9 protein-coding genes are annotated in these 15,245 nt (G+C 33.2%); all 9 read right to left on the reverse strand.

Annotation, left to right across the window (positions count from 1 at the left end; translation table 11 throughout):
* Window positions 1–41: 41 nt before the first annotated feature.
* On the reverse strand, window positions 42–2,528 hold the full coding sequence (lon, locus tag VCM44_RS00375; RefSeq protein ID WP_120404050.1) for an endopeptidase La: 2,487 nt from the start codon (window positions 2,526–2,528) through the stop codon (window positions 42–44).
* 15 nt (window positions 2,529–2,543) lie between these two features.
* Entirely contained in the window at window positions 2,544–3,029 is a 486-nt protein-coding gene (locus VCM44_RS00380) for a hypothetical protein (protein ID WP_114706152.1), read from the reverse strand.
* 73 nt (window positions 3,030–3,102) lie between these two features.
* Window positions 3,103–3,786 carry a hypothetical protein gene (locus VCM44_RS00385; protein ID WP_114706151.1) on the reverse strand — a complete coding sequence of 228 codons (684 nt, stop codon included), beginning with the start codon at window positions 3,784–3,786 and terminating at the stop codon, window positions 3,103–3,105.
* Between the two features lie 39 nt (window positions 3,787–3,825).
* Window positions 3,826–6,372, reverse strand: a complete 2,547-nt coding sequence (locus VCM44_RS00390) for a hypothetical protein (RefSeq protein WP_334677729.1) — start codon at window positions 6,370–6,372, stop codon at window positions 3,826–3,828.
* A 114-nt stretch (window positions 6,373–6,486) separates the two neighbouring features.
* Window positions 6,487–6,888 (reverse strand): 30S ribosomal protein S9, encoded by a 402-nt coding sequence (gene rpsI, locus VCM44_RS00395; RefSeq protein WP_114706149.1) that lies wholly within the window; start codon window positions 6,886–6,888, stop codon window positions 6,487–6,489.
* A 15-nt stretch (window positions 6,889–6,903) separates the two neighbouring features.
* Window positions 6,904–7,341 carry a 50S ribosomal protein L13 gene (gene rplM / locus VCM44_RS00400; RefSeq protein ID WP_114706148.1) on the reverse strand — a complete coding sequence of 146 codons (438 nt, stop codon included), beginning with the start codon at window positions 7,339–7,341 and terminating at the stop codon, window positions 6,904–6,906.
* Between the two features lie 238 nt (window positions 7,342–7,579).
* The gene (locus VCM44_RS00405; RefSeq protein WP_334677731.1) at window positions 7,580–10,429 is read right to left on the reverse strand and encodes a BamA/OMP85 family outer membrane protein; all 2,850 of its coding nucleotides are present in this window, start codon (window positions 10,427–10,429) and stop codon (window positions 7,580–7,582) included.
* Window positions 10,417–14,367, reverse strand: coding sequence for a translocation/assembly module TamB domain-containing protein (locus VCM44_RS00410; RefSeq protein WP_334677733.1), 3,951 nt, complete (start codon window positions 14,365–14,367; stop codon window positions 10,417–10,419). Before VCM44_RS00410 ends, VCM44_RS00405 begins: the two co-directional genes overlap by 13 nt.
* A complete protein-coding gene (locus tag VCM44_RS00415; protein ID WP_334677734.1) occupies window positions 14,367–15,224 on the reverse strand; it encodes a hypothetical protein in 858 nt (285 codons plus the stop codon). Before VCM44_RS00415 ends, VCM44_RS00410 begins: the two co-directional genes overlap by 1 nt.
* Between the last annotated feature and the right edge of the window lie 21 nt (window positions 15,225–15,245).

Here is a 15,245-nt window from a genome sequence, read left to right on the forward strand (position 1 = left end):
AAATTTCATAAAAAAAAAGCCTCTCATGCGAGAGGCTTTTTTTATTTCTTAAACTTAGGTTTAAATTTTGGGAGTGCGATCTTCAATACTTCATCAAAGTGCGCTACTGGATAAAACTTCATTCCTTTTCTATGTCTTTCAGGAACTTCTTTTAAATCCTTTTCATTATCAATTGGTAAAATAATATTTGTAATCCCTGCTCTTTTTGCAGCAAGAACTTTTTCTTTAATCCCACCAACTGGAAGTACTTTACCAGTAAGAGATAACTCTCCAGTCATGGCCAAGTTACTTTTCACTTTCACATTATGAGCAAGTGTATAAAGAGCTAAGGCCATTGTTATACCAGCACTTGGTCCATCTTTTGGTGTTGCACCGGCAGGTAAGTGTAGGTGAACTTCTCTTTCAGATAAAAAGTCTTCTAACTCTTCTTCATTTTCATCGGATGCCTTTCTCTTAGGCTTCATCTTAAAAAATTCATCCATTTCATTTTGAAGAAGTTGTTTAACATAACTATAAGCTAGGTTAGCAGACTCATTCATAACATCACCAAGCTGGCCTGTTAACTTGAAACCTTTTCCATTTAAAGAAAGTGTTTCAATATAAAGAATATCACCACCATAACCTGTCCACGCAAGTCCAGTCGTCATACCTGGAGATAATTTCTTTAGGGCCTTTTCACTCTGATATCTTGCTGTTCCTAAAATATCTTCAAGTTCAGCTGGCTTAGGTGCAAATACCTTCTTTCTCTTTGCATTTACTTTTTCTAAAGCTGCACGTCGACAAAGTTTAGCAACCATTTGCTCCATAACACGAACACCAGGCTCGCGGGCATAATCTTCAATAACCTTCTTAAGTGTTGCTTTACTTAAGTTGATATCTTTCTTCTCAAGTCCATGTTTCTTGATCTGCTTTGGAATTACCCACTTAGTTGCAATGGAGAGCTTCTCTTCCATTGTATAACCACTAAGCTCAATGATTTCCATACGATCCAATAATGGCTCAGGAATATCACCGATATAATTTGCAGTAGCGATAAATAAAACCTTTGATAAATCAAAAGGCACATCTAAGTAATGATCAATGAATGTATGGTTCTGCTCAGGGTCTAGAACTTCTAAAAGAGCTGACGCTGGATCACCTTGGAATGATTGTCCAAGCTTATCGATCTCATCTAGCATAATAACAGGATTATTCACTTCAACACGCTTCATCGCTTGAATTAAACGACCAGGCATTGCACCAACGTATGTACGTCTATGTCCCTTAATTTCTGCTTCATCACGCATACCACCTAAAGAGAAGCGATAAAACTTACGTCCTAATGATTCTGCAATACTTCTTCCCATTGATGTTTTACCAACACCTGGAGGACCTGCTAAGCACAGAATAGTACCATCAAATTGAGGCTTAAGCTTACGAACAGCTAAGAACTCCATGATTCTTTCTTTCGCTTTTTCTAGTCCATAGTGATCTTTTTCAAGAATCTTTTGGGCCTTTGGCATATCCACATGGTCATTTGTCGACTTTGACCATGGTAAATCAACAATCCAATTTAAATATGTACGAGTTACGTTATATTCTGGAGATGAATCAGGAATAACCTCTAATCTTTCAATCTCTTCATTAACAGACTTTAGTACATCTTCAGGAAGCTTTGCTTCGATTATTCTCTCTTTAAGTTTACTAATATCACGTGCTTTATCATCTTCTTCAAGACCTAGCTCCGCCTTAATTACTTTTAGCTGCTCTCTTAGGAAATATTCACGTTGATACTTATTAACTTTGTCGTTAACTTCATCAGAAATTTTCTTTTGAATATCTGCAACATCTTTCTCACGTTTTAAATAAACAAGTAACTTACCAAAACGTTTCTTAACAACCAGAGTTTCTAAAAAATCTTGAGCTTCAGGAATATCAAGAGATAAGGCAAATGCAACGAGGTCAGCAAGCGCCCCCGGTGAAGATGAGTTAATCATTGCTAACTTCATTTCTTCATTGAAGTAAGCATTTACTTCACTAAGTTTCTTAACCTGATTAATGATAGAACGAGTATATGCATCAAGTTCCTCATCCTCTTCTAAGATGTCATCAAAGACTTCATACTTAGCTCTAAGTAATGGTGACTCTTCATAAATATCTGAAGCACGATAGCGTTTGATACCATGAACCAGGACATTAACTGAACCATCAGGAAGTTTTAATCGCTTAACAACCTTACAAAGCACACCTACTTTATAGATGTCCTTTGAAGTAATTTCACGAGTATCAATTTCATCCTGAATTGTTGGATCTATTTCGCCATCATCATTTTTAAGATCATTCTTAACAAGGTTTAGAGCAAGATATCCACTTTTAATAAGATACTCATCTAACTCTGCAGTGAATTTATCTTCTGTTAAAATAATCGGTGCAATCATTCCAGGAAAGATTGGACTATTCATAATTGGGATAATCACAACATCTTCTGGAAACTTTTCCTCTCCTGAAGAGTCTTTTATTTGTACATTATATTCTTCGTATTCATTCATATTTTTTCACACCATTTATTTTTTAATATCAATAACCAGACGACCTGGATTAGTTAAGGTAAATACATCAATTGAATGTTGGCCACTAATAACGAGCTCTGCTGAAAGAGTATCATCTCCCACTGGGTAGAAATCAACTTTCTTAACAAGCTTAGATGTTCCAAAAGAGCCAACTTTCTTATCTAGTTTAGTTTTAAAGAAATCAATATAGATTTTATTTTCTTTCTCACTCTTGTAACCATATACACGAGGGGCCTCTTTCGTTTTAAAATCAAAAACAAGTCTTTCATAACCTCGACTTGAACCATTTCCATGTCTAATTGATTTTAGAACAGAACTCGTATTGCTATTTGTTGAATGGAAAATTCCTTTCTTAAAGAAGATTGATCTCTTCTTTTCAGGAATTTTTCGAATTCTCTCATTTAATAGGTCTTGTGAGTTTGCCGTGTTTGAGATTGAAAAAATTGAAATTAGTAAAAGTACTTTTAAAATATTCATCATATTTACCTTCCATGGGATAACTACTTAAAATTTTACTAAATTGGTCGTGAAAAAAGAATAGTAAATTTCAGAATTAGGCTTTTGTTTTTCTTAAGTGTGCTGCACCAAGCAATCCAAAAATAATAACAAGCCAATATACAGGAATTTTATATGCGGTATTCTTTGATTTCTCTTCATTGATTGAGGCGATTCGACGGCCTGACTTTTTATTCTTATAAATATCCTTATCAGAACCAAGCCCTTCTAAGCTCTCTCCAAAGACTGTACTTACCCATAAACTGAAGGTACTTAAAGAGTTTGCACCAAATGTATCATTTGCTGGAAACGCCTGTGAGACAACCTCTTCCTCACCTTCTCGCCCTATGACAGTATAGACACCGAGGCGATCATAGAAAGGATAGAACTCTTGCTCACCTTTTACGAGAAGAACTATATAACGACGACCTTTTACAAATCGAGGCATATTTTCATTTGGATAGTTGATTCCTTGCCACTGGCCACCATTGTAGACAAAATTAAAAGAATTCTTACTCAATTGTTTTCTATTTCCAAGCCCAACAGACTTTTCAAGCTTGAATGTAACATTGGTAACAATTTTTCCATTATTTAGCTTTTTCACGTAGCTATCTTGATAAACGCCCATGATAATGGCATTTGATTCAGATAGTTGTTTACTTAAAGGAATTTCAAATAACTCTGCACCATATGATGTCAGAGAAAAGATAGTAAGAAATAGAGTCACAAAGGCCTTTATCATACCAATCTTATCGGTTATTAAGCCTAATACTTTAACCTTTTAATCAAGCTTTATCTGGTTGAAATTACTGAAGATTTCGTGGTTATCTAAAATAATTAATGTATTTCCTTGATCTGTAAGTCCTTGAAGAAGTTCACAAATAGAAGTTAGCTCATTCATTGATAAACCATATGAAATATTTGTTAGTACGATAATCGAATCACTAACCTTCTTATCAATGGCCTTTAATAGCTTCACTCTTAAACGTTCACCACCTGATAGCGAGGGTATTGTTCGATCTAATGTTAGATAATCAAGATTTAGTAATTTCAAATAACCAAGTGTTCTTTTTATTTTTGGTGTAGCTGGTATTGTCTCAAATAAAGTTGATACAGGAGTTTCACTCGCTTCAATGATTGTATATTTACCATCTGTAATTGAGGCGTAAAACTTCTTTAAACCAGTTCCACCACACTCATCACAAGGAAAGCTCACATCTTCAAGGTATTGCATATCAATCTCTTGAACACCTTTTCCTTCACAAACACTACATTGACCAAGTTTAGAATTCTTAGAAAAATGCCCTTTTTCTAGACCTAAGGACTTTGAAACAGGAAGTTTAGTGAAATAGTTTCGAACATTGCCAGTTAGATCTAATGTCGTTCCCACCGTTGAGCGACTTGTAGATTTTTCAATTCGAGTTTCATAGATATGAATATCTTGAACTTCATTTGTGATATCAATTGAACCGATCTCATAATCAGTCTCAAAATTATATTTTTCTTTAAATAACTCTTCGTTTAATTCATTAAATAGTGCATTTATAATTAGTCTTTTATCGAAAGATTCAACATTCGTTAAAACCTGATTGATTGTGCCTAATTTGAATTCTATCTTTTTATACTTTTTGTCCTCAAACTCAATATCTTTAAAAGTAAGCTTTCCACTCGGTTTCGTCTTCTTTAAGACTAATTCTTTTTGTTTCTTTGGTTTACCTTTAATCTCTACAACTTCACCGCCAAGGTGCCCTGCTCCTGGACCAATATGAATCGTCTTATCACTTCCATTTTGTAAATAAGTACTATGTTCAACCATTACTACAGTATTATTTTTTGAAAGATTTTTTAGATATTTTAAGAGAACTTTTTGTTCTTCAATAGTCATCCCAAGACTCGGCTCATCAAGTACAAATAAAGAGCCACTTCCTTTAAAACTTAAATAACGAACGAGTAATGATTTTTGATATTCACTTGTTTCTAATGACTTTAATTTTGTCATTAAGGGAAAATCCCCCAGACCTAATTCAACTGCAACGGCCAATTTATCTTTAACTTTTTTAATAATATTATTTTCATTAAGATGATTTAATTCGATTAATAATCCCTCGACTGTAAGAGATAATAAATCACCATAAGTAGATATATTCTCAACTTGTCCACAGTGGGCCATTGCACTTTGAGAAAGTCTTCTCCCATAACAAATATGACAGACTTTTTCACTTTGCATCTTTCGAAGAAAAATTCTAGCAGATCGCTTATAACGTTTTTCCTCTAAAGCATAAAGAAAGTTTAGAACGCCATAGAATCTTCCACCACCATTTAGAAGAAGATCTTCAACCTGATCACTTACATCACAATAACGTTCATTATCACTAACACCAAGCTTCTTCATTTCAGTTATAAAAGTCTTGTAGTAGGCACTATATTTAGAATAATCTAAGAAAGTAATTGCACCGTCTTTTATCTTCTTTTTGGGATACTTTACAATTTTATTAACATCATAACTTAGTGTAGATCCATAACCCTTACATTCAGTACAGGCACCTATTCCATTGTAAGGAAGGAGGTCACTAATCTGTCTTGCACTCTGTAATCCCTCTTCATCACATTTTGGGCAAAACTCTTTTGCGTTTAAGCTGAAGTGATGTAATTGATCATCTCCAGTGAAGTAAACACTTAATTGCATAACTGCCGAGTTTTTAATAAGCTCAAGCCATTTCTTTTTAAAATTCGATATTTTATTGGGCTTAAGACGAAAGATTTCCCATTGGGCATCCTCTTCATTAAATTCACGAATTAACTGCTCATTAGAATTAAAACTTCTAGCAGGCATTCCTGATATACACTCTTGATAATGATCCTTACCGATAAGGATATGTAAGACTTTTGTCTTATCTGAAATTATTGATTCAATCTCTCGTATGGCTAAATCTAGCCCATCAATAAATTCTTCATTATGAATTAAACACTTTGAAGATTGTTGATCAAAATATAGTTGTGCTAGTTCGTAGCTGATTTCAAGTTGATCGGCCAAGTTGAGTCTTGAACCCACGATAGGATTATTTTGAGCAAGACTCCACACTGGCAATACTGGCTCAATTAAATCGACTTCAGCACTTGTTGGAACTCTTTCAAAAAAGTTCATTGAAGATGGCATTGAATTTAAAAATCGTCTTTTAGACTCATTGGCCAGCGTATTGAATACAAGTGATGATTTTCCTGAGCCAGAAACACCTGATACACAAGTAATCTTATTAATAGGAAACTCGACATCTATATTTTTAAGATTATTTGTACGTACACCTTTGAGTTTAATTGATTTTGCCATATGGACTTATAGCATATTTGAGTTCTTTTTGAATATTATACAGTTAACTATAAAAAAGAAAGGCCCTCTGAATAAGAGGGCCTTCTGTATATTCGAAAATTTGTAAGATAAATCTTAACGCTTCGAGAATTGGTACTTTGCTCTTGCACCTTTCTGACCAGCTTTTTGTCTTTCAACTTTTCTTGGATCTCTTGTAAGAAATCCTGCTGATTTAAGCTCGCCTCTAAGCTCTGCATCAATCTTAAGGATTGCTCTTGCAATACCAAGACGAACAGCACCGGCTTGACCAGTAGTTCCACCACCAGTTACGTTAATTTTAACATCATACTTATCTGCAAGTTTAAGTAGGTTTAGTGGTTGATTAACAACATATCTGTCAGTACCTTTTGTGAAGTACTCTTTGATATCTCTATTATTAACAACAACTTTACCAGTTCCTGCAGCCATATAAACTCTAGCAACTGAAGATTTTCTTCTACCAACTGCTTGTGAATCCCAAGTTTTTCCTTTAGCCATAATAATAACCTCTTACTAGAATTTGTATTCTACTGGGTTTTGAGCGCTATGTGCGTGCTCAGATCCAGCAAAAACCTTAAGTTTTGTTAGTTGTTTTCTACCAAGTGAGTTCTTTGGAAGCATACCTTTAACAGCGTTCATAAGAATCGCTTCTGGTTTTCTTTCAAGTTGCTCTTTAGCAGTTCTTTCTCTAAGTCCACCAGCATAACCTGTATGTCTGTAGTAAACTTTATCGTTCCACTTATTCCCAGTAAATTTAACTTTTTCTGCGTTGATAACAACAACAAAATCACCAGAATCTGTATGAGGAGTGTACTTCGGTGAGTTCTTCCCTCTTAATACATTAGCGATTTCAGTTGCTAAACGTCCAACTACCTTATCAGTAGCATCAATTAAGTGCCATTTTTTGTCAGCATCTGCTGGCTTTAACACAAATGATTTCTCAGTGTACATAGTAACCTTCCACTTTAATAATGTTAAAAATCAATAAAACGTAAACGCATCATCAGAATAAAATGATTTGTTTACAACACTTAGGACCTATAAAGGCCCATAATTCCGTTGTTTGTGGGGTAACGGGTTTCGGCAGATATTAAACAATTTAGACCAATAATACAATGGGTAAATGTTATTTTTTTTGGCCATGCGTAATATTTTCTTCGGCTATAAGTTACTGATTTTAAATGAATGGCTAGAATTGGCCAATTGTTATGTGAAAACGGCCAAATGAATCTCCACCGATTCGATCTAATTTAACACCGTAATCAAAATCTAGTGAACCAATTGGGGTGAATAATTTGAAACTTAGGCCAACAGATTTTAATAATTCAAATTCATCTATTTTATCAACAAATACGCGACCTGCGTCAAAGAAGATAGCAATAGCAGAATAGTCACCAAGATAATAACGAGGCTCTACTCTAAAATTAAATAAATAAGCATTACCTCTTACAGTGGTATCTGTAATATAAGAATTATCTGATAATCGTCCACTTTCAAAATCACTATATCCTCTCAGAAAGTCTCGTCCAATTAGTCTAAAAACTTTTAAAGGTGGAATATAACCTGAAGTTTGTGGCTTACCATCAGCATCGATAATTATATTTCCACTATCATCAGTAATAAGATCATCTGAAAAGTTATGTTCATATCCAAGGGTAATTGATGTCGCTAGAGTAATATCACCCAACGGGATATAGTTATAATTTCTAATAACCGCCTTATTATAGTTGATTGTTAGATCATTTTCTTTTTGAGAGCCAAGATACGGATTTGCAAACTCCCATGAGAAGTTAAACCAAGAACCTTTTCTAGGCATTGATGAGTTATCTCTAAAGTCTAGAGTGACTTCAGGTCTTATGGCCCCAATATAGTACTTATCTTCATCAATCTCATCTGTGGCATCAAATTGCCTAACATTATCAAACTCGTATGTGAGACTAGTAGAGAGCACATCAGAGAATTGTTTATAAAGTTGAGGGGCAATACTGTAAATATCAGCATCAAAATCTGAATAGCGCTTTCTTTCAAACTTAACTGTTGTTTTAAAAGTTAGTTTGGAGCCCAGCCAATCATAGAAGAGATATGGTTCGATGAATTGAAACTGCACGAGTCCCTCAAGTAACTTCTTTGACTCATCAAATCTTCTCTCATCTAAATAGTCAAAATCTGTTCTCCAGTTTGTTTGTGCTTTGAAAATAACAGATCGATTCATCCCTTGGATATTATTGTAGGCAATCATTGTCGAAAATTTAAAACCGAGATCTGTTCGGAACCCAGGAGCAATTTCTGCTTGTCCAAAGTCCTTTTCAGTAACTTTTATAACAAAATTTAAATACTTTTCACTTTCCGAAACTTCTTCACCAACAAATGATGAGATATTAACATTTGAAAATAGGCCAAGCTCTCGTAAGCGATTAACAAACTCATTCATCGCCCTTGGTGTGACGAGATCCCCTCTTTTAAGAGGTAGCTCTCTTCTAACGACAACATCCTTTGTCTTCGAATTACCTGTAACGATAACATTTCCAAGATATGTTTTAACTCCAAGTGAGAACTTTAAGTTAAGCTCAATCTCATTAGTAGCGGAATTTACGGTCACAATCTTCTTAGGACGCTTTTCTAAATATGAGCTGAAATAAAATCCTCGACTCTTTAGTGTATTAATTGCAGCTTTGAGATCCTCATCGATATGAACAACATTAAATGGTTTTCCAATCTTATTTTTAAGTGCATCCTTAATAAAATAGACTGCTTCTTTGTCATCAACACCTTCAATATTTATTTTACTCAGTCTATATTGTGCTGACTCTGAAATTGAAAAGGACACAATGGCCGAATCACCACCATCAATGAAGTCAATTTTAGGTTTTTCAATATTTACAAATATAAACCCATCTTTAACATAGATCTCTTTAATTTTTTCAGAAGCATCTTCAAGACCTTTCTCATGTAAATAATCGGCTTTTAATAAATCAGAATTACTCTCAGAATAAGCTTTTTCTAATTCATCGAGACTTTTGAAATTATTGCCAGTGAAATTAACTTTAGTTATTTCAACTTTTCGGCCTTCATCTATTGTAATGTAAAAGTTTATAACACTATTACCAAATCTGTCCTTACCTCTAGCTTCGTTAATTTGAGATTTAGCATAATAGTATCCATTCTCACGATAAAAATTAACTAAGTGGCGATTCAATGAAATGTCATCAAATCGGCCTTTATTATTCTGAATATACTTCTTAACATGATTAAAAAGTTCATTGTGACTTAAGCGTTTATTATTATAAAAACTAATCCCAAAACGATGGCCTAATTTTATTTTAAAAACTAATTTATAGTTTCCAGTATTTAAGACATGTAATTCTTCTTTTACATTTGATAACCAAAAGCCTTCAGTGATTAAAAGGTTTCGGTACTCCTGTAACATCTTCTTATAATTTGTGAAGTCTAGAGAGGATCCTTTAATCCTATTCCAAAACTTTTTAGCTTGATCAAGATTTGCACCATCAATCCCCTCAAGACTAATTATTTCTAAAAGCCTTATTCCACTCTTATTTAAAGTAATTTCTAAATTTAACCCATCTTCTGTAAGTTTAGTTTTAACTGTTCCAACTTTTGCATCTTTCTTAAAGAACGACTCACCAATTTTTTCAAGTCCCTCTTCGACTTTAATAGCATCGTAGTAATCACCTTCTTTTAGTGTAAATTCATTTTTTATACGACGATTAAGGACAGAATCAGTTCCAACAACGTTTAGTTTAGATATTTTAGGCTTAGTCACTGCGACAATTTTCAGATTGTTATTTTTTATTTCATAAAAGAAAGACTTATAATATGGTTTGCTCAACTCAAAGCGTACCGCTGACTCAATCTCCGAACGAGTTAAGTCTTTACCTTCGTATTTCTTGAAGCTTTCAATAATAAATAGACATTCCTCGCGACCAGTACAATCAACATCGACATTGTCAATATGAATCGTCTTAGCAGCAAAAGTGCTAAAACAAAACAATGTGAATATGAATAATTTTAAAATGACCATTTATATTTTATATCGGCTCCAGCTGAACCATCTGTCCTTTCTTTATTATTTGTATCATCTTCACTTTCAAAAATACCTTCAATCGAAAGCTTATCACTTATACTATAATCAACATTAATAGACTGTCTTGTATTCTCACTATCAAAGGTATTTGAAAACTTTAAGTCAATATTTTCGTTAACCTTTTTAGTAATCTGTAACTTAGTAGCAGTTTTAACAGATTGTTCAGACTTTGTAGCTTCCTCAATCGGGCTATCAGAGCTTTCAGAAAATTCAGGAAGAACACTAAGTTTTAATCCAAGAGCAGAGTCAAGTCCTTCATTAATATTTAATTGATCCACTAAGAAGGTTCCAATACCAATCGTTGTTAAGTTAGTTCGTTGACTATCCTCTAAGTTCTTCGAAAAGTCTGAAGTTACTCCTAAAGTGAGAAGCGAGAATATATTATCGCGAGTTAAATATGGATTAGACTCTAGGTTAATTGAAATATCTTCGACAGAACCGGTAATTCCCATCTCAATATCATATTGTCCAATTGTAGAGTTTGCCAAAAGATTTAAAGTTATTGGATCGAGATTTTCTTGTCTTGTAAAATAGACTACGCCTTCCGATAGGATAAAGTCATTGCCTCTAAATTTAAACTTACTGACTCCAGGAACTATAATTAGCTGTCCTTGCATTTCAGGATTATTGAATTGTCCTTTTATGGAAAGATCACCTGCAACTAAAAGGTCAGCAAGTCGATTACGTACACGCACAGTTTCTTTGATCTTTAGATCGATATCTAAGTTAATCAAGTCGGGAATACCCCTCTTTGTTTGGGTAATATACTTATTTAAGCTTTTGTTATATTCAGATGTGGATTTAAAGTCATTGAACTCATTTTCAACAAGACCACCGTTTACAAATACATCTCCCTTAACAAGGTATGGAAAACTTTTACCTGAAAAGCTTAACTTTCCGTCTGTATTTATGAGAGATCGAGATTCAACTTGATAACCAACATCACTATAGTCAGCATTTAAATAAACTTCAGGGAACGGGAAATTCGCCTTAATATAACCTGAAAGATCAAATCGTCCTGAACCTAATTCACCACTTAATGAATTTATTAGGATCTTCTTATCACGATATGCACCAATACCATTTGCATTGGCTATCTCTAATGGGATGGATTTTAACTTTAGTCCAAATCCAGAAGTAGAAAAAGAATGAGAGATATCGTAATTTCTTCGATTACCATAAATAATACCCCTTCCTTTAATATTACCTAGTATTCGCTCAATCTCACTTGTGAGTAATGTTAAATAGCTTAAATTTATATCAAGTTCTTGTATAAGTTCAAATCGACTGTCAACGTTACCTGTTCCTGTGACATAGTAGCGTCCCCCCGAACCTTCTAGTAGAAAGTTTAACTTTTTAATTTCTGATTGTTCAATTTCAATTTGCGTCGGTCTTCTTAAGGTAAGATCTCTTCCGTAATTATTCAGATGAAATTGATTAATTATAGAAGTTGCACTAACTGGCATATCAGAGTTGAAGTCGTATGAAATTTGACCGGCCATTTGCATAAAACCATTTAGTTGATTGTTAAATGCATTATGTTCAGAAATAACACTTAGAAAAGTTCTTAAATTTGGAATATCGACGTCGTAGTTAAGATCAACTTTAGGGTATTGTTTACTAAGGTCTAATATTCCTTCTAGATCAATTTCTCCATTTAAAAACTGAGAATCAAAATCAATAACACTATCTGTGAATTTAAATTCCAGCTCTGAAGATCCAATCTCCTCGTTACCAATTTTAGTTCTAGTTAAATATGCCGATCCATTCCCTTTAAAGTTCTTACCTCTTTTGGCATTTAAATTAATTGAAAAATAGCCATTATATCCTAGACCGATATCTCTATATCTGAAGAAGTCATTTAACTTAATAGGAGTAGTTACAAGATTGACTCGATCAAAACCTTTATCATAACGATAGGCAAAATCAGATGACAAACTCGATACCCCTTTCTTTAGGAATAAGTTTTTAACATCAATTTGATTTTTATCAACGGCTATTTCTATCGCGAAATTATCCATTGCTTCGTTATATAAGCTCACTTTTGAAGAAGTTAGATTTGCAGTAGTTTTAATATTATTGAAGCTACCACTGATATTTGCATTACCATTAAAAATTCCAGCAAATGGTTCTACATATAGTTTTATATCTTTCCAGATTGGATCTAATCTTCTTTTAGAAGTAGCGATATCTAATTCTGTAAACTTCAAATCAAGATTAAGTAAGCCTTTTGAAATATCGACAAAACCATTTAAATCAGTTTTTCCACTGACATTATTTGAAATACTATCAATGAATATCTTATTGCTATTTATTGAATAACGAGCTTTAACACTTGATGCTCCTTCAAATAAATAGTCATATACTTTTAGGTTATTAACATCTTCAGATGTGACATCAATAAAGACTTCGTCTTTACCGCTTATTCTTATATCAATATCACCGCGGCCACTACCAATTGCGCCGACCTCACCACCGAGGTCTGATAATTCAAGCCCTCGTCCCTCAACATTAAAGTCGACAGCTTTTCCTTTAATAGTTCCATTCGCTAAGAGGTGCGATTTATTAATATTTGCATCAATTTCTATTGCAAAACGATTATCAATAATAATTGATAAAGAATTAATTTTCCCTTCTTTCATATTAAGAATATTTGTATTCGATGGCCTCAATGAAAGATTAGTAAAACTTAAGCGCCTTGAAGAATCTGCTGTAATAAATAAGTCGCCACCACCATTCATCTTTAAATTTACAACACCGTTAATTCGACCTTTTAACATTTCCAGATCATCACCTAAAAAATATAGAATATCGTTGAGATGAAGATTACTTAATTCAACACTTGTATTCGTTGCCACAACTTTCTTTGATTTAAAGTCTAAGGTGAGATCATTTAATAACTTGAATGTTCCTTTATTCACTGAACCTTTTAACTTTCTAAGCACAAGAGATTTATTATGATAAGTGAAATACGTATTTACTTTCTCAGCAATAGCGTAATCAGAGCTAATGTTGTCACCAACGACATTACCGTTAACGTACAGCCCTTGAAGACTTAAATCACCCGTTAGGTCTGCTTTCCCTTCAGCTAGCCCATTTAGATTTAAATTATGTTTTTTAAGTAAAGAATAGAAACTATCAAAGTTTACACGATATTCAATATCTGCATCTATCTTTCGCGATTTAAATTCATACTTACCTGTACCAGTAATTTTTGAGTCCTTAACAAATACGTATGCATTCCTTAGCCTAATACTTTCTTCAACAATCTCGGCATCAAGAAAAAGGTTATCGACAGTAAGGCCGTTCCAATAAAAACGCTCAATATCAAGAACAATATCAAAACTGCTCTCATAAGGACTTATTGAAAGAAAGCTTATAGGAATATTCACATCAGCTTGTTCAAGATAAAAATCAGAGTTCATGATTTGAACTTGATTAATTTGAAAAGGAAGCTTCTTCGTGATCTGAGTTAATCTTTCAAAATGGCCAATGTCATCTTTTTCGTCATTTTCTTTTTCTGTATTAATTTGATTTAAGACAATATACCCATCATCGAAAGACACACGACTAAACTTAATCTCAGATGAGAATAAACTCATAATAGAAAAAACAGCTGACACATCCTTAACCTGTATCTCAACTTCATCTTTAACGACTAGATTTACATTGTTTAGTATTGTACGCGGAGGAAAGAAGCCCCCTGAAACCTTTGAGAATTTCAACTGGATATTTTCATTAGAGATTAGATTATTATTTATATACTCACTCAAGATAGTGGAAACATATTGAGACTGAATAAAGTTCCAAGCACCGACACCAATAATCGTGAAAACAATGGTAAAGACAATGAGGAATTTATTCATTACTTTCATTATTTTAGAAGATCTCCTACATTGCGATAACCAGGATGGAGACGGTTAACGATTACGGCAAAGAAGTAAGACCTTTCAAATGCACCAATTTTTTTATAATTATACGAAATCTCATAGAGTGTATTTACATATTCCTGCTTGGTTTCACATCCTTCAACCAATTTCTCGCGAAGAGTGGCAATACTTCCAAGAAAGTCTTTCTTGTCTTTATCAGAAGAGTCCATATGTATATTCACTTCTGTTGTTGATTTCTTTGTATTATTTTCTTTTTTCGTTATCTTCTTATAAACTTCGTGATCTTCTAAAATTGAATTGAATGAGTCTACAAACTCTTGATCATTAGTATTAAGTGCATAATTATAAAATAAATCCTTCCACTCATTAGATTCAAAAATCACTGGAATAACTTTAAAGATATTTTCAATGAAGTTTAAAGGATCAAGTAGTTCGACCTTGTCCACAAGAGTTTTTCTAATATTTTCAAATTTTAAATATACTTCAGGATTTGAAATTGCAGTATTAATTGAAGTACTTAATCTGTCTTCATTATCAAATTTTAAAAAGATTAAACTATTTATCAAATTCTCTAGTTCAACAGTAGTTGAAATACCAACCCTTTGAAATAATTCTTTTAACTCAATGAGACGATTAACTTTTTTTTGATTAAATAGTTTATGGAATAATTTTTCTTGTAATTTATCTAAGCGATGTAGTTTGCCTAATTGATTTGCATAAATAATTTCAACTAAACTCTTTAAGTAAAAATTCTTATAGATATTGAATTCTTCTATTGGAATCTTTTTATAGTATTTTAAAATTGAATCGATCCATGAATTAAATTCAATCGAATTTTTCAATAGAAGACTCTCATTCAATTG

Source organism: Halobacteriovorax sp. DPLXC-1 (assembly GCF_036903125.1).
GTDB classification, from domain to species: Bacteria; Bdellovibrionota; Bacteriovoracia; order Bacteriovoracales; family Bacteriovoracaceae; genus Halobacteriovorax_A; species Halobacteriovorax_A vibrionivorans.